Annotated in this window: 15 protein-coding genes and 1 tRNA gene; 4 read left to right on the top strand and 12 right to left on the bottom strand. The window is 70.2% G+C overall.

Annotated elements, in window-relative coordinates:
• Positions 1 to 38: 38 nt before the first annotated feature.
• Positions 39 to 2,117, bottom strand: a complete 2,079-nt coding sequence (locus tag GEV26_RS01795) for an MMPL family transporter (RefSeq protein WP_153651478.1) — start codon at positions 2,115 to 2,117, stop codon at positions 39 to 41.
• A 139-nt stretch (positions 2,118 to 2,256) separates the two neighbouring features.
• Here GEV26_RS01795 and GEV26_RS01790 point away from each other — a divergent pair, with 139 nt between their 5' ends.
• On the top strand, positions 2,257 to 2,907 hold the full coding sequence (locus GEV26_RS01790; RefSeq protein WP_153651477.1) for a TetR/AcrR family transcriptional regulator: 651 nt from the start codon (positions 2,257 to 2,259) through the stop codon (positions 2,905 to 2,907).
• A gap of 27 nt (positions 2,908 to 2,934) precedes the next feature.
• On the opposite strand, the gene GEV26_RS01785 is transcribed toward GEV26_RS01790, so the two are convergent.
• Both GEV26_RS01785 and GEV26_RS01780 read right to left on the bottom strand, forming a co-directional pair.
• Positions 2,935 to 3,879: an alpha/beta hydrolase fold domain-containing protein gene (locus GEV26_RS01785; RefSeq protein WP_153651476.1), complete on the bottom strand. Its 945-nt coding sequence runs from the start codon at positions 3,877 to 3,879 to the stop codon at positions 2,935 to 2,937.
• Between the two features lie 364 nt (positions 3,880 to 4,243).
• A tRNA-Thr gene (locus GEV26_RS01780) sits at positions 4,244 to 4,319 on the bottom strand.
• Positions 4,320 to 4,406: 87 nt separating this feature from the next.
• Here GEV26_RS01780 and GEV26_RS01775 point away from each other — a divergent pair.
• Positions 4,407 to 4,703 (top strand): chorismate mutase, encoded by a 297-nt coding sequence (locus GEV26_RS01775; RefSeq protein WP_194840008.1) that lies wholly within the window; start codon positions 4,407 to 4,409, stop codon positions 4,701 to 4,703.
• A 124-nt stretch (positions 4,704 to 4,827) separates the two neighbouring features.
• Here the strand turns inward: GEV26_RS01775 and GEV26_RS01770 are convergent, their stop codons facing one another.
• The 6 genes from GEV26_RS01770 to topA all read right to left on the bottom strand — a co-directional run bounded on the left by GEV26_RS01770 (position 4,828) and on the right by topA (position 13,539).
• Complete coding sequence (locus GEV26_RS01770; RefSeq protein WP_153651474.1) at positions 4,828 to 6,357, bottom strand: alpha/beta hydrolase; 1,530 nt, start codon at positions 6,355 to 6,357, stop codon at positions 4,828 to 4,830.
• On the bottom strand, positions 6,354 to 7,505 hold the full coding sequence (locus tag GEV26_RS01765) for a DNA polymerase III subunit delta' (protein ID WP_153651473.1): 1,152 nt from the start codon (positions 7,503 to 7,505) through the stop codon (positions 6,354 to 6,356). The genes GEV26_RS01770 and GEV26_RS01765 overlap by 4 nt, the downstream gene beginning before the upstream one ends.
• Positions 7,502 to 8,143 (bottom strand): dTMP kinase, encoded by a 642-nt coding sequence (gene tmk, locus GEV26_RS01760; protein ID WP_153651472.1) that lies wholly within the window; start codon positions 8,141 to 8,143, stop codon positions 7,502 to 7,504. Before tmk ends, GEV26_RS01765 begins: the two co-directional genes overlap by 4 nt.
• A gap of 10 nt (positions 8,144 to 8,153) precedes the next feature.
• A complete protein-coding gene (locus tag GEV26_RS01755; RefSeq protein WP_153651471.1) occupies positions 8,154 to 8,567 on the bottom strand; it encodes an MmcQ/YjbR family DNA-binding protein in 414 nt (137 codons plus the stop codon).
• 101 nt (positions 8,568 to 8,668) lie between these two features.
• Positions 8,669 to 10,771 (bottom strand): phosphoinositide-specific phospholipase C-related protein, encoded by a 2,103-nt coding sequence (locus tag GEV26_RS01750; protein WP_153651470.1) that lies wholly within the window; start codon positions 10,769 to 10,771, stop codon positions 8,669 to 8,671.
• Between the two features lie 62 nt (positions 10,772 to 10,833).
• Positions 10,834 to 13,539, bottom strand: coding sequence for a type I DNA topoisomerase (gene topA, locus GEV26_RS01745; protein WP_153651469.1), 2,706 nt, complete (start codon positions 13,537 to 13,539; stop codon positions 10,834 to 10,836).
• Between the two features lie 135 nt (positions 13,540 to 13,674).
• On the opposite strand from topA, the gene GEV26_RS01740 reads away from it, so the two are divergent.
• Both GEV26_RS01740 and GEV26_RS01735 read left to right on the top strand, forming a co-directional pair.
• Positions 13,675 to 14,889 carry an MFS transporter gene (locus GEV26_RS01740; RefSeq protein ID WP_194839934.1) on the top strand — a complete coding sequence of 405 codons (1,215 nt, stop codon included), beginning with the start codon at positions 13,675 to 13,677 and terminating at the stop codon, positions 14,887 to 14,889.
• Positions 14,886 to 15,380, top strand: coding sequence for a GNAT family N-acetyltransferase (locus GEV26_RS01735; RefSeq protein WP_153651467.1), 495 nt, complete (start codon positions 14,886 to 14,888; stop codon positions 15,378 to 15,380). The genes GEV26_RS01740 and GEV26_RS01735 overlap by 4 nt, the downstream gene beginning before the upstream one ends.
• A gap of 39 nt (positions 15,381 to 15,419) precedes the next feature.
• On the opposite strand, the gene GEV26_RS01730 is transcribed toward GEV26_RS01735, so the two are convergent.
• From GEV26_RS01730 to GEV26_RS01720, 3 genes are all read right to left on the bottom strand, one after another.
• Entirely contained in the window at positions 15,420 to 16,886 is a 1,467-nt protein-coding gene (locus GEV26_RS01730) for a N5-glutamine methyltransferase family protein (protein WP_153651466.1), read from the bottom strand.
• Positions 16,887 to 16,957: 71 nt separating this feature from the next.
• A complete protein-coding gene (locus GEV26_RS01725) occupies positions 16,958 to 19,375 on the bottom strand; it encodes a sodium-translocating pyrophosphatase (RefSeq protein ID WP_153651465.1) in 2,418 nt (805 codons plus the stop codon).
• 99 nt (positions 19,376 to 19,474) lie between these two features.
• The gene (locus GEV26_RS01720; protein ID WP_153651464.1) at positions 19,475 to 19,816 is read right to left on the bottom strand and encodes an STAS domain-containing protein; all 342 of its coding nucleotides are present in this window, start codon (positions 19,814 to 19,816) and stop codon (positions 19,475 to 19,477) included.
• Positions 19,817 to 19,914 lie beyond the last annotated feature (98 nt).

Below are 19,914 nucleotides of genomic sequence, written 5' to 3'. Positions count from 1 at the left end.
CGCAGTTGAGGAGGCCAGAGTCTACGACGCGCGGCGGGTCACCGGGCCGGAGCGCGTTCGTCCGCCGCGTCGTCGGCGACGGAGGGACCCTCCCGGATGCCGATGCGGTCGTGGACCCGGCGCAGCCACGCGGGAGACCACCAGTTCCACGCCCCCAGCAGTCCCATCAGCGAGGGCACGAGCAGCGAGCGGACGATGAACGCGTCCACCAGCACACCGACCGCGGTGGCGACACCAATCTGCTGGATGAACGAGATCGAGCTGGTGCTGAACGCGCCGATGGCCACTGCCAGCAGGAGCGCGGCGCTGGTCACGACGGCGCCCGTCCGCGCGAGGCCCGTCGCGACTGCTTCCTGCTCGGAGTCGGTCTTCTGGCGTTCCTCCTTGATGCGACCGAGCAGGAAGACCCCGTAGTCGGTGGACAGGGCGAACACCAGGGCGGCGGCCACGAGGAAGTCGGTGGGCTCGACGCCACCGTTGGGCGTGTAGCCGAGCAGGCCGGTCAGCCGGCCGTCCTGATAGACGAAGGTGAGCGCGCCGAGGGCGACACCGACGGTCAGCGTGTTCATCACCACCGCCTTGACGGGCAGGATCACCGAACCGGTCATCAGCCACAGCACCACCAGGGTGAGCGTCACCATGAGGCCGATCGCGATCGGCAGGTTGTCGCGGATGGCTGCCTGCTGGTCGACGAACTCGGCCGCCGGCCCGGCCACCAGCGCGTCCACGCCGTCGACCCGGATCTCGCGAAGATCGGAGACCGCCTGCTGCGCGAGGGGTCCCGCTGGTCGGCCCTCGGTGGGCAGCACCAGCTGCCAGGTGTCGTCGTCGAGCGAGAGCGGCTCGGTGCCCGGCTGGACGCCGCGCACCTCGCTGGCCAGCGCCGCGTACTGCGCGACCTGCTCAGGCCCGTCGCCGCGCACCGCGACCGTGATCGGCGAGGTGGTGGCGCCGGCGTACTCCGCGGCCAGCCGGTCCGACACGACTCGTGCGCTCTGATCGGTCGGCACGACGGTCTCGTCGATCGGGGACCACTCCGTGCGCAGGCTCGGCACGGACAGGACGAGCATGACGGCCGCGGTCGCGGCCGCGATGCGCCCGGGGCGTCGCATGACCGCGTGGGCGAACCCGTACCACCGCCCCTCTGCCCCGTCGCCCCGCGAGCGGCGGGCCAGCCGCCCACCCATGAGGGCGAAGAACATCGGCGCGACGATCAACGAGGCGATCGCCGCGACGGTTGCCACGATGGCTCCCGCGCTGCCCATCGACTTGAGGAAGTTCATCGGGAACACCGTCAAGGTCACGAGCGCGGCGGCGACCGTGACCGCAGAGAACGCCACCGTGCGCCCGGCGGTCTGCATCGTCACCACGATCGCCTCGCGTGACGGCCCATGCCGGTGCAGCTCCTCGCGGTACCGGGACAGCAGGAACAGGGTGTAGTCGATGGCCAGGCCCAGCCCGAGGCCGATCACGAGGTTGAGCGCGAAGACGCTCAGTCCGTAGAGCTGGTTGACGCCGCTGAGGACGAGGAAGGTGCCGAGCACGGTGGTGATCCCGACGACCACCGGGAGCAGCGCCGCCCGTCCGCCGAACAAGACCAGCGACAGGACCACCAGCAGCGGCGTGGCGAGCAGCTCGGCTCGCCCCAGGTCCTTGCCGACGGTCTCGGTGATCTGCAGGCCCGCCACGTCCCGGCCGCCGACCGTCACGTCCTCGTCGTCGGCGAACTCCTCGACCGTCGCCTTCGCGACGTCGTCAGCGTCGGCGCCGGCTGCGAGAGTGCCCAGGACCAAGCGGCTGCTGTCGTCCGTCGAGCTGGCGCCCGGTGCCGCCTCTGCGACCCCGTCGAGGCCACTCAGTCGGTCAGTGATGTCGCCGAGCCGGGCCGCGTCCGCGCCCTCGACGAGCAGGGTCAGGCCCGGGGAGGGCGCGCGTCCTGTGGCCGACCCGAGCCGTTCGGTCGCGCGTACGGAGTCCGCGTCGTCAGGCACGAAGCCTCCCGACGAGTTGAGCGCGCCTGCCACCGGGCCCCCGAGAAGACCTGCGACGAGCATGAACACGGCCAGGGCGAGCAGGCCGCGGCGCGGGTGGTCGATGATGCCCCGCAGGACCCTCATCTGAGTGCCAGTCTCATGGAGATCTCCTGGGGACGACCGGTTGTCTTCCCGAGAATTCCACCGAAAAGACACGATGTCTACGCTGTGTCGATTTTATTCTTCAGATGGTCGAAAATCCCGGCTGCCGTAACGTGCCCCCATGAGCTCCCCCGCCCTTCCGCCCACCGGCCGCCGTCGGAGCGGCACCCGTAAGGGCGACACGCGGGAGCTGACGATCCTCGACACCGCCGAGCGGCTGATCGACGAGCGAGGCTTCGAGGCGGTGACCGTCGAGGCGATCGCGACGGGAGCAGGCATCTCGCGGGGCTCCTTGTACTTCTACTTCGGGTCCAAGCAGGAGGTTCTCGTCGCCCTCATCGCGCGCACCCTGGCGGCGATCCCGGCGTCCCCCTCGCACGCGACCGACAATCCGGACGTCTCGGTGAGCACGGTCGTCCGCGCCGCCCTACTGGACACCGAGACCTCCTGGCGCGAGCACGGCCGGATCATGCAGGCCGCGGTGGAGATCGGTTGCACGGTGCCCGAGGCCCAGCAGCTGTGGCGCGAGACCCTCGAGAGCATCGCCCCCCACTTCAGCAGGCTCCTGATCCGAGCGGGCATCCCTGACGACCCGGGCCCGACCGGCGCATCCGCGCTCGCCCGCTCCTTGACGTTCATGACGGAGCGCTCGTACTACTGGTCCTACGCGTGCTCCGGGACGGAGAAGCTGCGCGAGGTCACCGACACGCTCGAGCACATCTGGCTGAGCGTGATGCCGCAGGACGATCCCTCATCCGCGCCGAGGCCGTAGCCCCGGGCGGGAAGGGCGCGACGGCTGCTACAACGATGTGAGGGCCCAGTTCCGGTCCTCCAGCACCCGCTGCGAGACCGCCGCACCGGGAGCCAACCCCTCGAACGCGTGGGGCGCACCGGGGTGGACGTGCAGCTCGACCGAGACTCCGCAGGCGCTGAGCAGACGGGCATAGTTGATCGTCTCGTCTCGGAAGATGTCGAGCTCCCCGACGTCCAAGTACGCGGGCGCGACTCCACTGAGATCCTTGGCCCGAGCCGGGGCCGCCAGCTCGGAGACGTCCTCAGTACCGATCGCTTCGCCCAGGAGCGCACTCCATCCGGTGAAGTTGTTGTCGTACGTCCAGGTTGCCAAGGGCTCCAAGGTCGGGTCCGGGACGGTGTTGCGGTCGTCGAGCATCGGATAGATCAACAGCTGGCGTGCCAACGGCACACCGTGGTCGCGCGCCATGATCGCGGCGCCGGCAGCAGGGGCGCCGCCGCCGCTGTCACCCATGACGGCGACACGGTCAGGATCGACTCCCAGATCGTTCGCATGCTCGTGCAGCCACACGATCGCTGCGAACACATCCCTGGTGAGGCTCGTGTCGCGAGCCTCCGGTGCGCGCCGGTACTCCACTGCGAGGAACGGCACTCCGGAGGACTCGACGTACCGGGAGATGATCGCGTCGTAGAGATCGAGGGTGCCGCACACCAGCCCTCCCCCGTGGGAATAGACCACGGCGGAGCCAGGGGTCGAGCCCGCCCGGGTGTACCAGCGCAGGCTGAGCTCGTCGCCGTCCCAGGTCGTGGTCGAGTAGTTCGAAACGCTCACCGAAGGCGGGCGGGCCGCTGGCGCCACCGCGGCCATCAGCATCTCGGTGCGGGCGCGCAGCGACTCCCAGTCCCCGCGGGCCGGCGGGGCGGGGCGACCAGCGGAAGCCGCCTGCTCCAGCACGGCTTTGATCTCGGGATCGTACGACAGAGATGTCATGGCATGAACCTCCAGCGCTCGCGGGCCAGCACTCCTGCGGCTGAGCGATCCACCCGCCGTGCTCTCGACTCCGGCGGGGCGAACTTCTTGCGACTCACGGCGAACATCTCACGCAATCTAGCCCAGATGTCTTATTCATTACAATGATGATGACCATTGGGGGCGCGAGAACCCTCACTCGTCGTCCGGCATCGCAACATCCCCCGGGCACCTGCGCCACCACACGCCTCGCGCGGGCCACGACGGACGAGTCGGGGATGAGCGACGTAATGAGCATCGCGGCGAGCTCGCCGTTGCACCGGGGAGTCCCACGGGATTTCCAATGGCAGTAGCCATTGTTTCGCTGCAGGTCACAGACCTGCGGTGGAGCCGCCTGTCGGAATCGAACCGACGACCTTTTCATTACGAGTGAAACGCTCTACCGACTGAGCTAAGGCGGCCAAGGTCCGCCGGGGATCGCCCGTCGAACCAAGAGGAGAGTCTACCGGGTGGTCGTGGCAGCCGCGCACCACCCCGGTCACCGTAGAATCTCACCCGTGACCGACACGACGCAGGCAGAGCTCGACGAGATCCGCGCGAGCATCGACAACATCGACGCCGCCCTCATCCACGTGCTGGCCGAGCGGTTCAAGTACACCAAGCGCGTGGGTCGCCTGAAGGCCGAGCACGATCTGCCGCCCTCGGATCCGGCCCGCGAGGAGCGTCAGATCGCGCGGCTGCGGACCCTCGCGATCGACGCCGACCTCGACCCGGCGTTCGCCGAGAAGTTCCTCAACTTCATCATCGCCGAGGTCATCCGACACCACGAGAGCGCGCGCAGCTAGCCGCGCCAAGGGGACGGATCTCTCGGCGTTCGTGCTGGCCTGGCTACCGAAACGCAGAAAGATCGGTCCCCGGGCGTGCCCGCCGGCCCGCAAGCCCGGCCCGGCTGGCTGGCGCGGGCGGCGGTCAGGACTCCTTGCAGACCGTGCCGTTCTTGGGCGCCTTGCCCTTGACCAGGTAGTTGTCGACGATCTTGACGATGCACTTGTTGCCCGAGACGTACGCCGTGTGGCCGTCGCCCTCACGGGTGAGCAGCACGCCGGAGTCGAGCTGGGAGGCGAGGGCCTGCGCCGACTCGTAGGGCGTCGCGGGGTCACGGGTCGTGCCGATCACCAGGATGGGCGGAGCGCCCTTGGCATCGATGTCGGGCAACGGGTTGGTGGCCTTGATCGGCCAGTCGCTGCAGCCAAGCGCGCCCCAGCCCAACGAGGCGCCGAAGACAGGTGAGGCCTTCTCGAAGCGCGGCAGCTCGGCCTTCGTCTCGTCCACCGTCAGGCCCTTGCCGCCCGCGTCGAGGCAGTTGACCGCGTAGATCACCTGGCCGCCGTTGGTGGCGTAGGAGCCGTCCTGGTTGCGCTCGAAGTAGGCGTCGGACAGGGCCATCAGCACCGAGCCGTCGCCGTCGAACGCGGCCCGCAGCGCCTGCGTGAGGTAGTCCCAGGTCTGCTGGTCGTAGAGGGTGACGGCGATGCCGTAGAACGCATTGCCCTCGGTCAGCTCGCGGCCGTCGGGGAGCTTGAGCGGCTTCTGGTCGAGCTGGTCGAGCAGCGTGGCGATCTTGGCCATGCCGGCCTCGGCGTTGTCGCCGAGCGGGCAGTTCGACTGCTTCACGCAGCTCTTCACGTACGCCTCGAGGGCGCGCTGGAAGCCGGTGGTCTGGGCGAAGCTGCTGCCGACCGCGTCGAGGGTCGGGTCGACCGCACCGTCGAGCACCATGCGGCCCACCTTGTCGGGGAACAGCTCGGCGTAGACCGCGCCGAGCTGCGTGCCGTAGGACGCACCGAACCAGTCGAGCTTCTTGCGACCGAGCAGGGCTCGGACGACGTCCATGTCACGGGCCGCCTCGACCGTCGAGACGTGGGCCGCGAGCGGGCCGGAGTTGGCGAGGCAGGCCTCGCCGAGGGTCTCCGAGCTCTTGCGCAGCGCCGTGATCTCGGCGTCGTCGTCGGGATCGGGGTCGGTGGCCACGAACGTGTCGAACTCCTTGGGCGGCAGGCACTTCAGGGGCGAGCTCTCACCGACGCCACGAGGATCGACGCCCACGATGTCGTACATGTCGCGGACGCTCGACCCCAGCTGCTCGACCATGCGATCGGAGAAGTCCAGTGCCGAGCCGCCGGGGCCGCCGGGGTTGACGAACAGGCTGCGGGTGGCGTCCTTGCCGGGGTGGACCTTGACCCGGATGCGGGTGGTCTCACCCTCCGGCTTGGCGTAGTCGATCGGCACCGTGACCCACGCGCACTCCGCGTCGCCGCACGAGCTCCAGCTCACCTTCTGGTCGTAGAACTTCTCCAGCCCCTTGGGCGCGGGCGCGTCGACCGGCTTGGGCGCCGAGAAGCTGGTGTCGTCGCGGGTCGCGAACGCGGCGTAGACCGCGATGCCGACGAGGAGGGCGAGGACGGTGGCGACCACGAGGGTCGTACGTGCACGGGTCACCGGCGAAGTCCCATCATCATGCGTTCGAGGGCGAGGAGCGGGGCCGCGTTGGCGGTCAACGACTCCCTGCACTCGACGATGGCATCGATGGCGCCGATCGTCGACTCGGGGGTCCACACCTGGGCCATCTCGGCGACGTCGGCGGCGACGTCGGCGTTGACCAGGTCGATGCCGGTCGCGCACTGGACGGTCAGGACGTCGCGGCAGAACGACAGCAGGTCGAGCAGCACCCCGTCGATCCCGTCGCGGGTCAGGCGGGTGCGGCGACGCTTCTGGTCCTTCTCCAGCGCCGACACCGCTCCGGCGAAGCCGGCCGGACGGCGGCCTCGCTCCTCCACGCCCCACGCCTGGCGCAGATCGGCCAGCTCGCGCTCGTCGGCGGCGTCGCAGAAGTCGGCCGCACGGGCCGTGGCCTCGTCACTGATGCGCTGGGCGGCGGCCATGCAGTCGCCCAGCCCGTGGATCGAGACCGGGATCGACAAGATCGCGCGACGTCGTTCGCGGGCCGAGCTGTCACGGGCCAGGCCCCGGGCCCGGCCGATGTGGCCCTGGGACGCCGCAGCGACGGCCTGCGCCATCTCGGGCTCGATGCCGTCACGCTCGACGAGCAGCCGCGCGATCGCGGCCGTGCCGGGCGTGCGCAGGACGACCGAGCGCGAACGGGACCGCAGGGTGATCATGACGTCCTCGGCCGAGGGCGCGCAGAGCATCCACACGGTGTGCTTGGACGGCTCCTCGATCGCCTTGAGCAGCGCCGCGGCGGCCTGGTCGGTCAGCCGGTCCGCGTCCTCGACGACCAGGACCTGCCAACGGCCGAGGGCCGGCCGCAGCGAGGACGCCCGGACGTACTCGCGGATGCCGTCGACGCCGATCGTCAGGCCCTGGGTCGTGATGACCGTGATGTCGGGGTGGCTGCCGGCGCGGGCGCTGGTGCACGAGTGGCAGTGCCCGCAGCCGCCCTGCTCGCACTGGAGCGCAGCAGCGAACGCGAGGGCCGCGTTGGACCGGCCGGAGCCCGGCGGCCCCGTGAACAGCCACGCGTGGGTCATCGAGCGGCCCTCGCCGCCGGCCGAGGCGACCGCGGAGCGCAACGTCTCCACGACCGGCTCCTGGCCGACCAGGTCGGTCCACACGTCGGTCACGGTCATCGGTCGACCTGCTTCAGCAACGGCTCGACGGCCTCGCGGATCGTGCGGTGGATCTCGTCGGGCGTGCCGCCGCCGGTCACGACGAGGTAGTGGTCGGGGTCGGCGGCAGCCAGATCGAGGAAGTGCCGGCGCACCCGCTGGTGGAACTCGAGCGGCTCGGACTCCATGCGGTCGGCGCCCTCGAACCGGGCGTGGCCGATCGCCGGGTCGATGTCGAGCACGATTGTCAGGTGCGGCCGCAGGTTGGACGTCGCCCAGCGCGCGACGCTCTCGAGCTCGGCGAAGTCAAGGTCACGACCGGCCCCCTGATACGCGAGGGTCGAGTCGACGTAGCGGTCGGTGAGCACCACGGCCCCGGCGGCGAGCGCAGGCAGGACCACGCTGTCCACGTGCTCGGCCTTGTCGGCGGCGTAGATGAGCGCCTCGGCACGGGGCGACAGCTCGCCCGTGCCGTTGTCGAGGACGATTCCGCGCAGGATCGCACCGACCGGCGTGCCACCCGGCTCGCGGGTCAGGAGCACGTCGTGGCCGAGGCCCTCGAGCCACTCGACGAGCAGTGCGGCCTGGGTGGACTTGCCGGCGCCCTCCCCGCCTTCCAGAGCGAGGAAAACTCCGGTGTCGGTGAAGAGCGGATCCATGGGGTCGAGACTAGTCGGCGTGGGGTGAGGGCCGGCGGACGCGGGCGACCAGCTTGTGTGGGGCGAGCAGGCAGTAGCTGTCGGTGAGCAGCTCGCCCACCTCGTCCCAGTCGGTCCACGGCCCCAGATGCACGCCCATGACGTTGCGGCCCCAGCCGAGTGCGTAGTACGGGTGCCCGGTCTCACGCAACGCGAGCAGCTCCTCGGCCGGCACGTGGAACGTCACGGCGGTCGCCTCGCCCTGGACGCCGAACGCCGTGCGCAACGTCGACGACGAGTCCGGGTCGACGGTCAGGACGTGCGCGAAGGTGCGTCCCCGCACGCGCCAGCGGACTCCGGTCCAGGCCTGCTGCTCGTACGCCTCGGGCAGCGCGAGACAGATCGACCGGACCCGGTCGAGCAGATCAGGAGGGACGTCCGCCATCCGACCACCCTAGGACTCGGCGCCGACACCCTCCTGCCGCTCGCCCGAGGTCAGCTTGATCTCCGCGTGCGGACGCGGCGAACCGCGACGCCGCCCGCTGCTCACGAGACGCCGTTGAGCCGGTCGACGGCGCCGAGGAGATCGCCCCGGTCGTAGTAGTCGACGGCCACGAAGTTGGGCCGTTGGCCCCGCTCCGCCTCGCACGCCTTCAGCCGGGGCCCCAGGACGTCCTCCGCGTTGACCTTCGCGGCGTCCGTGACGCGGGAGTCGAAGTTGCTCAGCCAGTGGTTGACGAGGAACAGGGAGGCGTCTGCCGGCCCGCGGAAGCGCGTGCAGGTGAACTGCGAGGGCCGCCTGAACGAGTAGGGCGTGTCCTGGACCGCCGTGCGCGCGTCGATGAGCCACGGGTTCTCGGGCCCTCCGGAGGCGTTCTCCAGCAGGAAGACCACCCGTCGACCCGAGTCGATCATCTCGCCGAGCGTCGGCCACGGCTGCCCCTCGACCGGTGTGTGGACGTACGACGCGAGACCCGCGCGCTTGACCAGGGCGGCGGTGTCCTCGGGCGACACCTCGTCCTGCACGAAGAAGGTCACGACCTCGCGCGGGTGTCGGTCCAGCCAGGTCTTGACCTGGGCCATCAGCGGCTCCCAGTCCGTCGAGCCGAGCTCGCACAGCGCATGGCAGAGATACGGGCGGACCGGACCGGTGGGCGTGAGGTCGAGCGCGTCGCGGACCCGCAGCGCACTCTCCAGCACGCGGGTGCCGTACGTGGCCCTGGCCTCCGCGAGCGCCTTCTTGCGGTCGACGCCGGCATTCGCGATGACGTCTGGACGCTGGGTGCGCTGGCCGTTCCAGCTGTCGATCAACAGCACCCGGATGCCGTCGTCGAGCTGACGCAGGATGCCGTAGGGCTGCTCGGCCAGGAACCATCCGGGTTGGTCGGCCGCGGCCATCGAGTTGTGGGTGCCGGCGTAGGAGACCTCGTCGAACCTGCGGTCGCAGAGCTCGCGGTGGCCGTTGCAGGCCGTGCCGTCCGTGGCCGAGAACGCCGGGAGGTCGCGACCTGCCGGCCACGCACCCACCACGAACGCCGCGACGAGCGCCACCGCGCCTGCGAGCGCGGCGATCGGTCCGGCCCGGGCGACGAGACGCTCACGGTCCCGCCGGACCCGGTCGGGGCGTCGCGCGACCCACCAGGCGACGCCGACCCGCAGCAGCGACCGGACGCCGATCAGCACCAGCACGACTCCGGCGATGCCTCCCACGAGCGAGAGCACCAGCAGGGGGCGCATCACGGTGAGCCCGCCGACCAGCACCAGGGCCCCGCCGCGGAACAGCTCCGTCCGGGGCGTCGTGCCGGCGACGGAGAGCGTCCGCCACCCCCGTGAGGCGAGCGTCGCCGGATCGAGGTCGAGGCCAGGGCTCGCCACCACCCGCATCAGCAGTCCGGCCGCGGCGACCACCCCCGCCACGGCCCAGAACGAGCCGTCGAGCTCACGCCAGGCCGCGCCGACCAGCGCATCGCGGATCGAGTCGTCCTCGAGCCGCGACGCCCACCAGCTCGCGACCAGCAGCAGGACCACCAGGGCGCCCGCGGCGCCCAGCGCGCCGGTCCCTGTCGCCCGGACCGCCCCGCGCCACCCGCGCCGGTCGAGCGCCCCCGCCGCCACGAGCATCAACAGCCCCAGGACGGGCAGCACCTCGGCGAGCATGGCCACGTCGTCGGCCGCCCCGATGAGGTCGCCGGTGAACTCCTGCGCACCGATCGACGCGAGCGTCACGTCCAGGTCGGACGGGATCGCCGCCTCGGTCTGCGGTACGAGGGTCGTGATCGCTGCGACCAGCAGCGCGCCGACGTCGGCGAGCCGCAGGATGACCTGGCCGTCGTCGTCGGACGTCAGGGCGTCGTGCAGCGGGGCCACCGTGCCGCGTACGACGGGCCCGAGCGCGGGACTGGCGACGAGCGCTGCGGACGCGGACTCCAGCAGCGGCCGCAGACCCGTGAGGTCCGGCTCCTGCGCCAGGATGCGCTCGGTGACGAGGAGGCCGACCTGGCGGGCCACCTGCGGGTCCTCCCGGACAGCGTCGACGTGCCCGGCGAACCGGCCGCCGTCCAGCACCTGGCGGTTGACGACCCCGGCCACGAGGCCGACCAGGAGCGCGACCGAGCCCAGCACGAGAAGTGCACGCGACAGGATCCTCACGACGGTCCTCCGGTCAGGGACAGACGCCCGCCCCCACTGTAAGGCGGAGGACCCCCGACCGGTCAGGCCTTCTTGGTCGTCGTCTTCTTGGCCGTGGTCTTCTTCGCAGCCGGCTTCTTGGTCGTCTTCTTCGCCGCCGTCTTCTTCGTGGCCTTCTTGGCGGTCTTCTTGCCGCCCTTCTTGGCCGGCCCCTTGGCCCGACGCTCGGCCAGCAGCTCGTACGCCCGCTCAGGCGTCAGCGTCTCCAGCGAGTCGTCCTTGCGCAGGGTCGCGTTGTACTCGCCGTCGGTCACGTACATGCCGAAGCGGCCGTCCTTCGCGACGACGGGTGCGCCGCTGACGGGGTCGTTGCCGAGCTCCTTGAGCGGTGCGGCCGCCGCCTTGCGCCCGTACGTCTTGGGCTGCGCGTAGATCGCCCGGACCTCGTCCTCGGTGATCGTCAGGAGCTGCTCCTCGCGCTCCAACGACCGGGAGTCGGTGCCCTTCTTGAGGTAGGGACCGTAGCGGCCGTTCTGGGCCGTGACCTCGGTGCCGTCCTCGTCGACGTAGACCACGCGCGGCAGGGTGAGCAGCTGCACGGCCTGCTCGAGCGTGACGGTGTCGAGATCCATGCTCTTGAACAGGCTCGCGGTGCGCGGCTTGTCGGCCTTCTTGGCGTCGTCCGGCAGCGCCTCGGTGACGTAGGGCCCGTAGCGGCCGTTCTTGGCCGTGATCATCAGACCGGTCTCGGGGTGCTTGCCCAGCTCCTTCTCCACGCCCGTGGGCGAGGACAGCAGCTCCTTGGCCTTGTCGAGGGTCAGCTCGTCCGGCGGCAGGTCGTCGGGCACGTTGGCGCGCGTCGGGACCTTCTTGCCCTCGGCGTCCTCGGTGTACGGCGGCCCCTCGACGTACGGTCCGTAGCGGCCGACCCGCAGGTCGATGTCCTCGCCGATCGGGAACGTGGCCAGGCCACGCGCGTCGATGTCGGGCAGGTTCTCGATCAGGCGCTTGAGGCCCGTGTTGCCCTCCCCCGAACCGGTCCAGAAGCCGGTGAGGACGTTGAGCCGGTCCTCGCGACCGTTGGCGACCTCGTCGAGGACGTCCTCGAGCTCGGCGGTGAAGTTGTAGTCGATGAGTCGCGGGAAGTGCTGCTCCAGGAGCCGGATGACCGAGAACGCGATCCACGCCGGCACCAGGGCGGTGCCCTTCTTGTAGACGTAGCCACGGTTCTGGATCGTGCCGACGATCGACGCGTACGTCGACGGGCGACCGATCTCGCGGGTCTCCAGCTCGCTGATGAGCGAGGCCTCGGTGAAGCGGGACGGGGGCTTGGTCTCGTGGCCGGCCTTGCCGAGCTCGGCGGCGGTGACCGTCTGGCCCTGCGACAGGTTCGGCAGCTTGGTCTGCTGGTCGTCGCCCTCGGCCTCCGCGTCGTCGTTGGACTCGACGTACGCCTTGAGGAAGCCGTAGAACGTGATCGTGCGGCCCGACGAGCTGAAGACGACGTCCTCGCCGGTCGTGGCGGTCGCACCGATGCGGATCGAGACCGAGTTGCCCTTGGCGTCGTTCATCTGCGAGGCGATCGTGCGCTTCCAGATGAGCTCGTAGAGCCGCAGCTCGTCGCCGCTGAGGCCGGTCTGCTTGGGCGTCTTAAACGACTCGCCGGCGGGCCGGATCGCCTCGTGCGCCTCCTGCGCGTTCTTGACCTTGCTGGCGTAGACCCGTGGCTTCTCCGGGAGGTACTCCTTGCCGTACAGCTCGAGCACCTGGGCGCGGGCACCGTCGAGCGCAGTCTGCGACAGCGTCGTGGAGTCGGTGCGCATGTAGGTGATGTGCCCGTTCTCGTACAGCCGCTGGGCGACCTGCATCGTGCGGGCGGCCCCGAACCCGAACTTGCGCGACGCCTCCTGCTGCAGGGTCGTCGTGCGGAACGGCGCGTAGGGGCGGCGCGTGTAGGGCTTCTCCTCGACCGAGCGAACGGTGAACGCCTGGTCGGCGAGCGCGTCGGCCAGGGCACCGGCCTGGGCCTCGTCGAGGTGGGCGACCTTGTCGGACGTCAGCGCGCCGGTGTTGTCGAAGTTGCCGCCCGAGGCGATGCGCTTGCCGTCGAGGCTGAACAGCTTGGCCGGGAACCGCTGCGGGTCGAAGCCCTCGCCGGCGTCGAACGTCGCCTCGAGGTCCCAGTAGGACGCGACGTGGAAGGCCATCCGCTCACGCTCGCGCTCGACCACCAGGCGCGTCGCGACCGACTGGACGCGGCCCGCGGACAGGCCGCTCATGACCTTCTTCCACAGCACGGGGCTGACCTCGTAGCCGTAGAGGCGGTCGAGGATGCGGCGGGCCTCCTGCGCGTCGACGAGGTCCATGTCGATGTCGCGGGGGTGGGCGATCGCGTACTGGATCGCGTCCTTGGTGATCTCGTTGAAGACGATGCGCTTGACCGGCACCTTCGGCTTCAGCTCGTCGTAGAGGTGCCATGCGATGGCCTCGCCCTCGCGGTCCTCATCTGTTGCCAGGACGAGCTCGTCGGCGTCCTTGAGGAGCTTCTTGAGCTTGGTCATCTGCGACTTCTTGTCCGCGGAGACGACGTAGATCGGCTCGAACGCGGAGTCGATGTTGACGCCGAGACGCGCCCAGGACTCGCCCTTGAAGGCGGCCGGCACCTCGTCGGCACCGCGCGGAAGATCGCGGATGTGGCCCACGGAGGCGTCCACGACATAGCCGTCCCCGAGGTAGCCCGCGATGCTGCGGACCTTGTTGGGGGACTCGACGATGACGAGACTGGTCACGGTGTTCTCTCCTGATTGGTCAGACGGTGGTCACCGTAGCGCGTGCTGTCAAGACAGAATCCACCGCCGTGCCCCGGGGCCTCGACCGGGCTTGGACGGTCCTGGCTGTCCGTGCTGAGTGAAACAATGGGACGCGTGGGGTTCTCCGGGTATGCGCAGCTGTGGGCCGACCGGAAGGTCCGGGCCCTGTTCGTCGCCGCCTTCTTCGCTCGCATCCCCGCGCTCGCCGCACCTCTGGTCCTGACGCTGTACGTCGTCGACGAGCTGGGCGGCGACTACAAGCAGGCCGGTGTCATCGCCGCGGCCACGACGATCGGTGCCGGCATCGGCTCGCCGTGGCGCGGACGACTGATCGACCGGCTCGGCATCCGCCGCGCGATCGTGCCGTCGATCGTCATGATCGGGCTGCTGTATCCCCTCGCGACGATCGCCACGTACGCGTGGCTCGTCCCGATCTCGGTGCTGATGGGACTCTTCCTCATCCCGATCTTCTCGATCGTGCGGCTGTCGCTGAGCGTCATGGTCGAGGAGCGTCAGCGGCGCACCGCGTTCTCGGCCGACTCGATCGTCGCCGAGGCGAGCTTCATCATCGGCCCGGCGGTGGGTGCGCTGCTGGTCACCCAGGTCAGCGCCGCCGCGGCGCTGTACGCGATCGGCGCGTGCGAGGTCGTCGCCGGCGTGATCTTCCTGGTGCTCGACCCGCCGACGCGGTCGGTGACCGCGGCGCCCGCGACGGAGGAGACCGCACCTGCACCTGCCTCGACCTCCTTCGTGTCAGCGCCCCTCGTGTTCCTCTTCCTCCTGTCCGGCGGCGCGATGGCAGCCCTGTTCGGCACCGACCTCGGTGTCGTGGCCGAGCTGCGCGAGCTGGACGAGGTCGGCTCGGTCGCCATCGCGTACGGCGCATGGGGTCTGTCGTCACTCGTCGGCGGACTGGTCTACGGCTCGCTGACCCGGTCGGTCCGTCCGACGTTCCTGTTGCTCGCGCTGGGAGTCGCCACGATCCCGGTCGGACTCGCCGGCGGTGTGGTGTCGCTGTCGCTGCTGGTCATCCCGGCCGGGCTGTTGTGCGCCCCGACGATGACCGCGGCCGCCGAGTGGATCGCCAAGCTCGTCCCGGAGGAGCGCCGCGGCGAGGCGATGGGCTGGCAGGGCACCGCGTACACGATCGGCGGGGCGGCGAGCTCTCCCGTGATCGGAGCGGGCATCGACGGCGTCGGCGCCTGGGGCGGCTTCGTGATCGGCGGCTCGATCGCGACGGCGATCGCCGTCGTCGTGCTGATCGCGCAGATGGTCCCCCGCTGGCGTCCCACCCCGGAGATGGCCACGATCGAGGGGGTGTCGCGATGATCCTGCGCGACGCCGCGCCGTCCGACGTCGCCGACCTGCTCGCGATCCACAACGAGGCGGTCCGCGACACCACGGCGATCTGGGACGAGACCGAGACCGATCTCGCCGAGCGCAGCGCCTGGCTCGAGGGACGCCTGTCGGCAGGCTTCCCCGTCCTCGTCGTCGAGATCGAGGGAGCCGTGGTCGGCTACGCGTCGTACGGCCCCTGGCGGCCGAAGACGGGCTATCGCCACACGGTCGAGGACTCGCTCTACGTCCGGTCGTCGCACCAGGGCCGGGGCCTGGCCTCGATCCTGCTCGACGCCCTGATCGCGCGGGCACGTGAGGCCGGTCTGCACCGCATGGTCGCGATGATCGAGTCGACCAACACCCTCTCGGTCGGCCTGCACGAGCGGCGCGGCTTCCGGACCGCCGGCGTGCTGACGCAGGTCGGGTCGAAGTTCGGCCGCTGGCTCGACCTCACCGTCATGCAGCTCGATCTCGACCGCTGACGGAGCATCGTGTGCGCCACGACGGCCGCCTGCCGTGGGTCACACCAGGAAGCCCTCCTCGACGAGCTCGCGGACGACCGGGGCGTACGTGCTGCGGAGCTCACCGGCGTCCCGGCCCAGCAATGAGGCCAGGGCGTCCAGGATCTGCCCGGAGGTGAGGTCACCGTCGCTCGCACCGACGAGTCCAGCCTCGACGGTGTCGACCTGGCGCACGCGGCGCACGCCGTGCTGGAGCCGGATGACGATGCTCTCCGGGTCATCGGCTCCCGCGGCGCCACGTGTCTCCTGGACCAGGTCGATGGCCTGGCGGAACGTCCGGTCGAGCAGCTCGACGTCGCCGATGCCGCGCAGCGCATCGACCCGGTCGCCCCACGCGGCGACGGCCGGACCGACCGGCTGCGCGATCTCGCCGGTCCACTCCTCGAGGCGGCGCACCGGCTCCTTCGAGGTCTTGCGCAGGCTGAGCCACCCGAAGCCGACTGCCTCGATGCCCTCGGCCTCGAACCAGTCCAGCCACGCGTCGTAGCGCTGGACGTAGTCGGCGGTGCCGGCGAGCCCGGCATCCGCGAGCCACATCTCGACGTATGCCGCCGGGTCGACGAGCTCGCGCTGCAGGATCCAGGCGTCCAGGGGCTGGCCCTCGAGCCACTGGCCGAGGTCGTCCTGCCAGTCGACGCCGCGGTGGTGGGCCCAGTTCGCGAGGATCTGGCACCAGCCGCCCTCGTTGAGGTGCGTCGCGGCGTTCTCGACCAGGTGCCGCACGACGCTGTCGCCCGGCATCCCGGAGTCGCGGTAGACCAGCACCTGACTGCCGGGCGGGGAGATCACGAACGGCGGGTTGGTCGCGATCAGGTCGAAGGTCTCGCCGGCCACGGGCTCGAAGAGGCTGCCGTCGCGGACGTCGATGTCGGCGCCGTTGAGCGCCGCGGTCAGGCGCGCCATCGCCAGGGCTCGCGGGTTGACGTCGGTCGCGACGACCTCGCTCGCGTGCTGCGCGAGGTGCAGCGCCTGCACGCCGCAGCCCGTGCCGAGGTCGAGCGAGCGTCCGACCGGGCGGCGGATCGTGAGCTGCGCGAGCGAGGAGGACGCCTCGCTGATCCCGAGGACGTACGAAGGATCCATGGGCGCTTGGCGACCGTCCAGGCCCGACGTCGGGTCGCACACGATCCACCAGTCGTGGTCCTCGTCGCCGTACGGCCGGATGTCGACGAGCGCGCGCACCTCGTCGCCCGACACCGCGAGCATGTCCGCCGCGGCAAGGGGCTCCACCAGGCCCGGCAGCGCCGCGTCGGCGCGCGCCCGGTCGACCGGCACCTGCAGCGCGAAGAGCCGCACGAGGGTCGCGAGATCGCCACCGCCACGGGTCGCACGGACGGCAGGGGTCGTCTGGTTGCGCCCGAGGGCACGGTGGGCGTCGTCGCCCAGGAGCGCATAGACCGCGTCGACCGTGAAGTCGGCGCGGGTCAGGGCGTCGCGGAGGGTGGGCACGTGCTGGTCGTCGATCACTCCCCCAGCCTCCCAGACGCACGAACGGCGCAGGCCCCGTGACAGGGTCTGCGCCGTTCGTGAGCGGTGCTCTAGCTCGTCGCGATCTCCTCCGGCTCCGCGATCGCCGTGGTGTCGAGCGCGATCGGACGACGCTTGGAGATGTAGACCGCCGCCACGATGATGACCACGGCCACGCCCGCGATCGTGTAGCGGATCGGGTCGCTCGCATCGTCGCCGTACGAGTACTTGATGATCAGCGGCGTCGCCAGCAGGGCCACGAGGTTCATGACCTTGAGCAACGGGTTGATCGCCGGACCCGCGGTGTCCTTGAACGGATCGCCCACGGTGTCACCGATGATCGTCGCCTCATGGGCGGGCGACCCCTTGCCACCGTGGTTGCCGTCCTCGACGAGCTTCTTGGCGTTGTCCCACGCTCCGCCGGAGTTGGCGAGGAACACCGCCATCAGCACGCCCGTGCCGATCGCGCCGGCCAGGTAGCCGCCCAGCGGACCGATGCCCAGCCCGAAGCCCACCGCGATGGGCGCGAAGATCGCCAGGATGCCCGGCGTCGCGAGCTCCCGCAACGAGTCGCGCGTGCAGATGTCGACGACCTTGCCGTACTCGGGGCGGCCCGTCCCCTCCATGATCCCGGGGATCTCGCGGAACTGGCGGCGGACCTCGTAGACGACCGCGCCGGCCGCGCGGCCGACGGCGTTGATCGCGAGGCCGGAGAAGAGGAACACCACCGCCGCACCGAGGATCAGCCCCACGAGGATGCTCGGATCGCCCACGTTGAGGACGCCCAGCCATGCGTACGTCTCGATGATGCTGAGGTCCGCAGCGTCCGGGGAGCTCGTGACGCCGGACGCCTCGATCGCGGTGCTGATCGAGCTGCTCAGGGAGCCGAACAACGCCGTCGCGGCAAGGACGGCCGTCGCGATCGCGATGCCCTTGGTGATCGCCTTGGTGGTGTTGCCGACGGCGTCGAGCTCGGTGAGGATCTGCGCGCCCTCCTCGTCGACGTCGCCCGACATCTCCGCGATGCCCTGGGCGTTGTCGCTGACCGGGCCGAAGGTGTCCATCGCGACGATGACACCGACCGTGGTGAGCAGTCCGCATCCTGCGAGCGCGACGGCGAACAGCGCCACGACGAGCGATCCGCTGCCCAGCAGGAACGCCCCGAACACGGCTGCGCCGATGACGATCGCGGTGTAGACCGCCGACTCGAAGCCGACCGAGAGGCCGGACAGGATGACCGTCGCGGCACCGGTGAGCGACGTCTTGCCGACGTCCTTCACCGGTCGCGTCTCGGTGCCGGTGAAGTAGCCGGTCAGTGCCAGGATCACCGCGGCCAGCACGATGCCGATGAGCACCGCGATGATCGCGATGAGGCGGGGGTTGGCGTCGAGACCAGGAGCGACCAGACCCTGCTGCTGACCGACCGTGACGATCAGGGACTGCGTGTCGATGCCCGGCAGCGAGGCGTCGCTGAACTTCGACGGCAGCAGCAAGAAGGCTGCGCCGATGGACGCGACCGCCGAGACCAGCGCCGTGATGTAGAAGGAGCGGTTGATGGTCGTGAGCCCGCCCTCGTTGGGCCGGGGCTTGGTGATGAAGACGCCGAGGATGGCGGTGAGCGCGCCGATGGCCGGGATCACGAGCGGGAAGACCAGACCGACCTCGCCGAACGCGACGGAGCCGAGGATCAGGGCCGCGACGAGTGTCACGGCGTACGACTCGAAGAGATCGGCCGCCATGCCGGCGCAGTCGCCGACGTTGTCGCCGACGTTGTCCGCGATCGTGGCGGCGTTGCGCGGATCGTCCTCGGGGATGTTCTGCTCGACCTTGCCGACCAGGTCGGCCCCCACGTCGGCGGCCTTGGTGAAGATGCCGCCGCCGACGCGCATGAACATGGCCAGCAGGGCAGCGCCGAAGCCGAATCCCTCCAGCACGACGGGCGCGTCCCCGGTGTAGATGAGCACGATCGTGCCCGCGCCGAGGAGGCCGAGGCCGACCGTCATCATGCCGACCGTGCCTCCGGTGCGGAACGCGATGCGCATCGCGACCTCGCGGCCCTCGGTCTGTGCCGCCGCCGCGACGCGGATGTTGGCCCGCGTCGCGAGCCACATGCCCAGGTAACCGATCAGCGCGGAGAAGCCCGCGCCGGCCACCAGTGCGACGTAACGCCCGATCTTGATCTTCCAGTCGTTGTCCCATCCCAGCACGGCCGCGTCGAGCGCGATCAGCATCAGCAGCGCGATGACTGCAAAGACGGCCAACGTCTTGAACTGTCGGCTCAGATAGGCAGAGGCACCCTCTTGGACGGCCTGCCCGATCTCCTGCATCTTCGCGGTGCCCTCGGACGCCTTGAGGACCTGAGAGCGGAAGACCCCCGCCAGGACCAGCGCGAGAGCACCGATCGCGACGACCGCGTAGAGGTAGAACGAGTTCTTGTCGGAGAAGTCGAGGTCCCCGCCCACTGCCGCAACCACCGTCGCGTTCGCCATGAAAATCCCTCCCGAGGATCGGCAACAACGTGCCGCGGGCTGAGGACAGTCCGCGTGACGCAGGTTACATGCCGCGCAGGGGTGGGAGTGTGATATCGGTCACGCCGGTGTGGCGCGGGCGTCCTCGATCGAGGAGTGCAGGCCGAAGACCTTGTCCAGACCCGTGATCTGGAAGATCTTGAGGATCCGCTCCTGGGTGCAGACGATGTCGAGCGATCCGCCATCGGCGCGGACCCGCTTGAGCGCTCCCACCAGGACGCCGAGGCCGGTGGAGTCCAGGAAGTCGACGCGCTGGACGTCGATGATGAGCTTGGTGTGACCTGCCTCGACGGCGGTCACGATCGCCTCACGCAGACGAGGCGCCGTGTAGACGTCGATCTCGCCCCCGACCTCGATGATCTCGAAGTCGCCGTCCGTGCGGGACGTCAGTGCCAGCTCCATCGACGATCTCCCTGTTCTGTTCTGCGCTCGTCACCTCCATCAAATCACGAACCCGGCCCACCCGCCGGGGCGCGTACGCGGTCGGGACGTGGCGGTCA

Origin of the sequence: Aeromicrobium yanjiei, from assembly GCF_009649075.1 — a bacterium.
In the GTDB taxonomy this organism is placed as follows: domain Bacteria; phylum Actinomycetota; class Actinomycetes; order Propionibacteriales; family Nocardioidaceae; genus Aeromicrobium; species Aeromicrobium yanjiei.
Note: the sequence above shows the minus strand (reverse complement) of the source record. Positions and strands in the feature narration are given on the sequence as shown.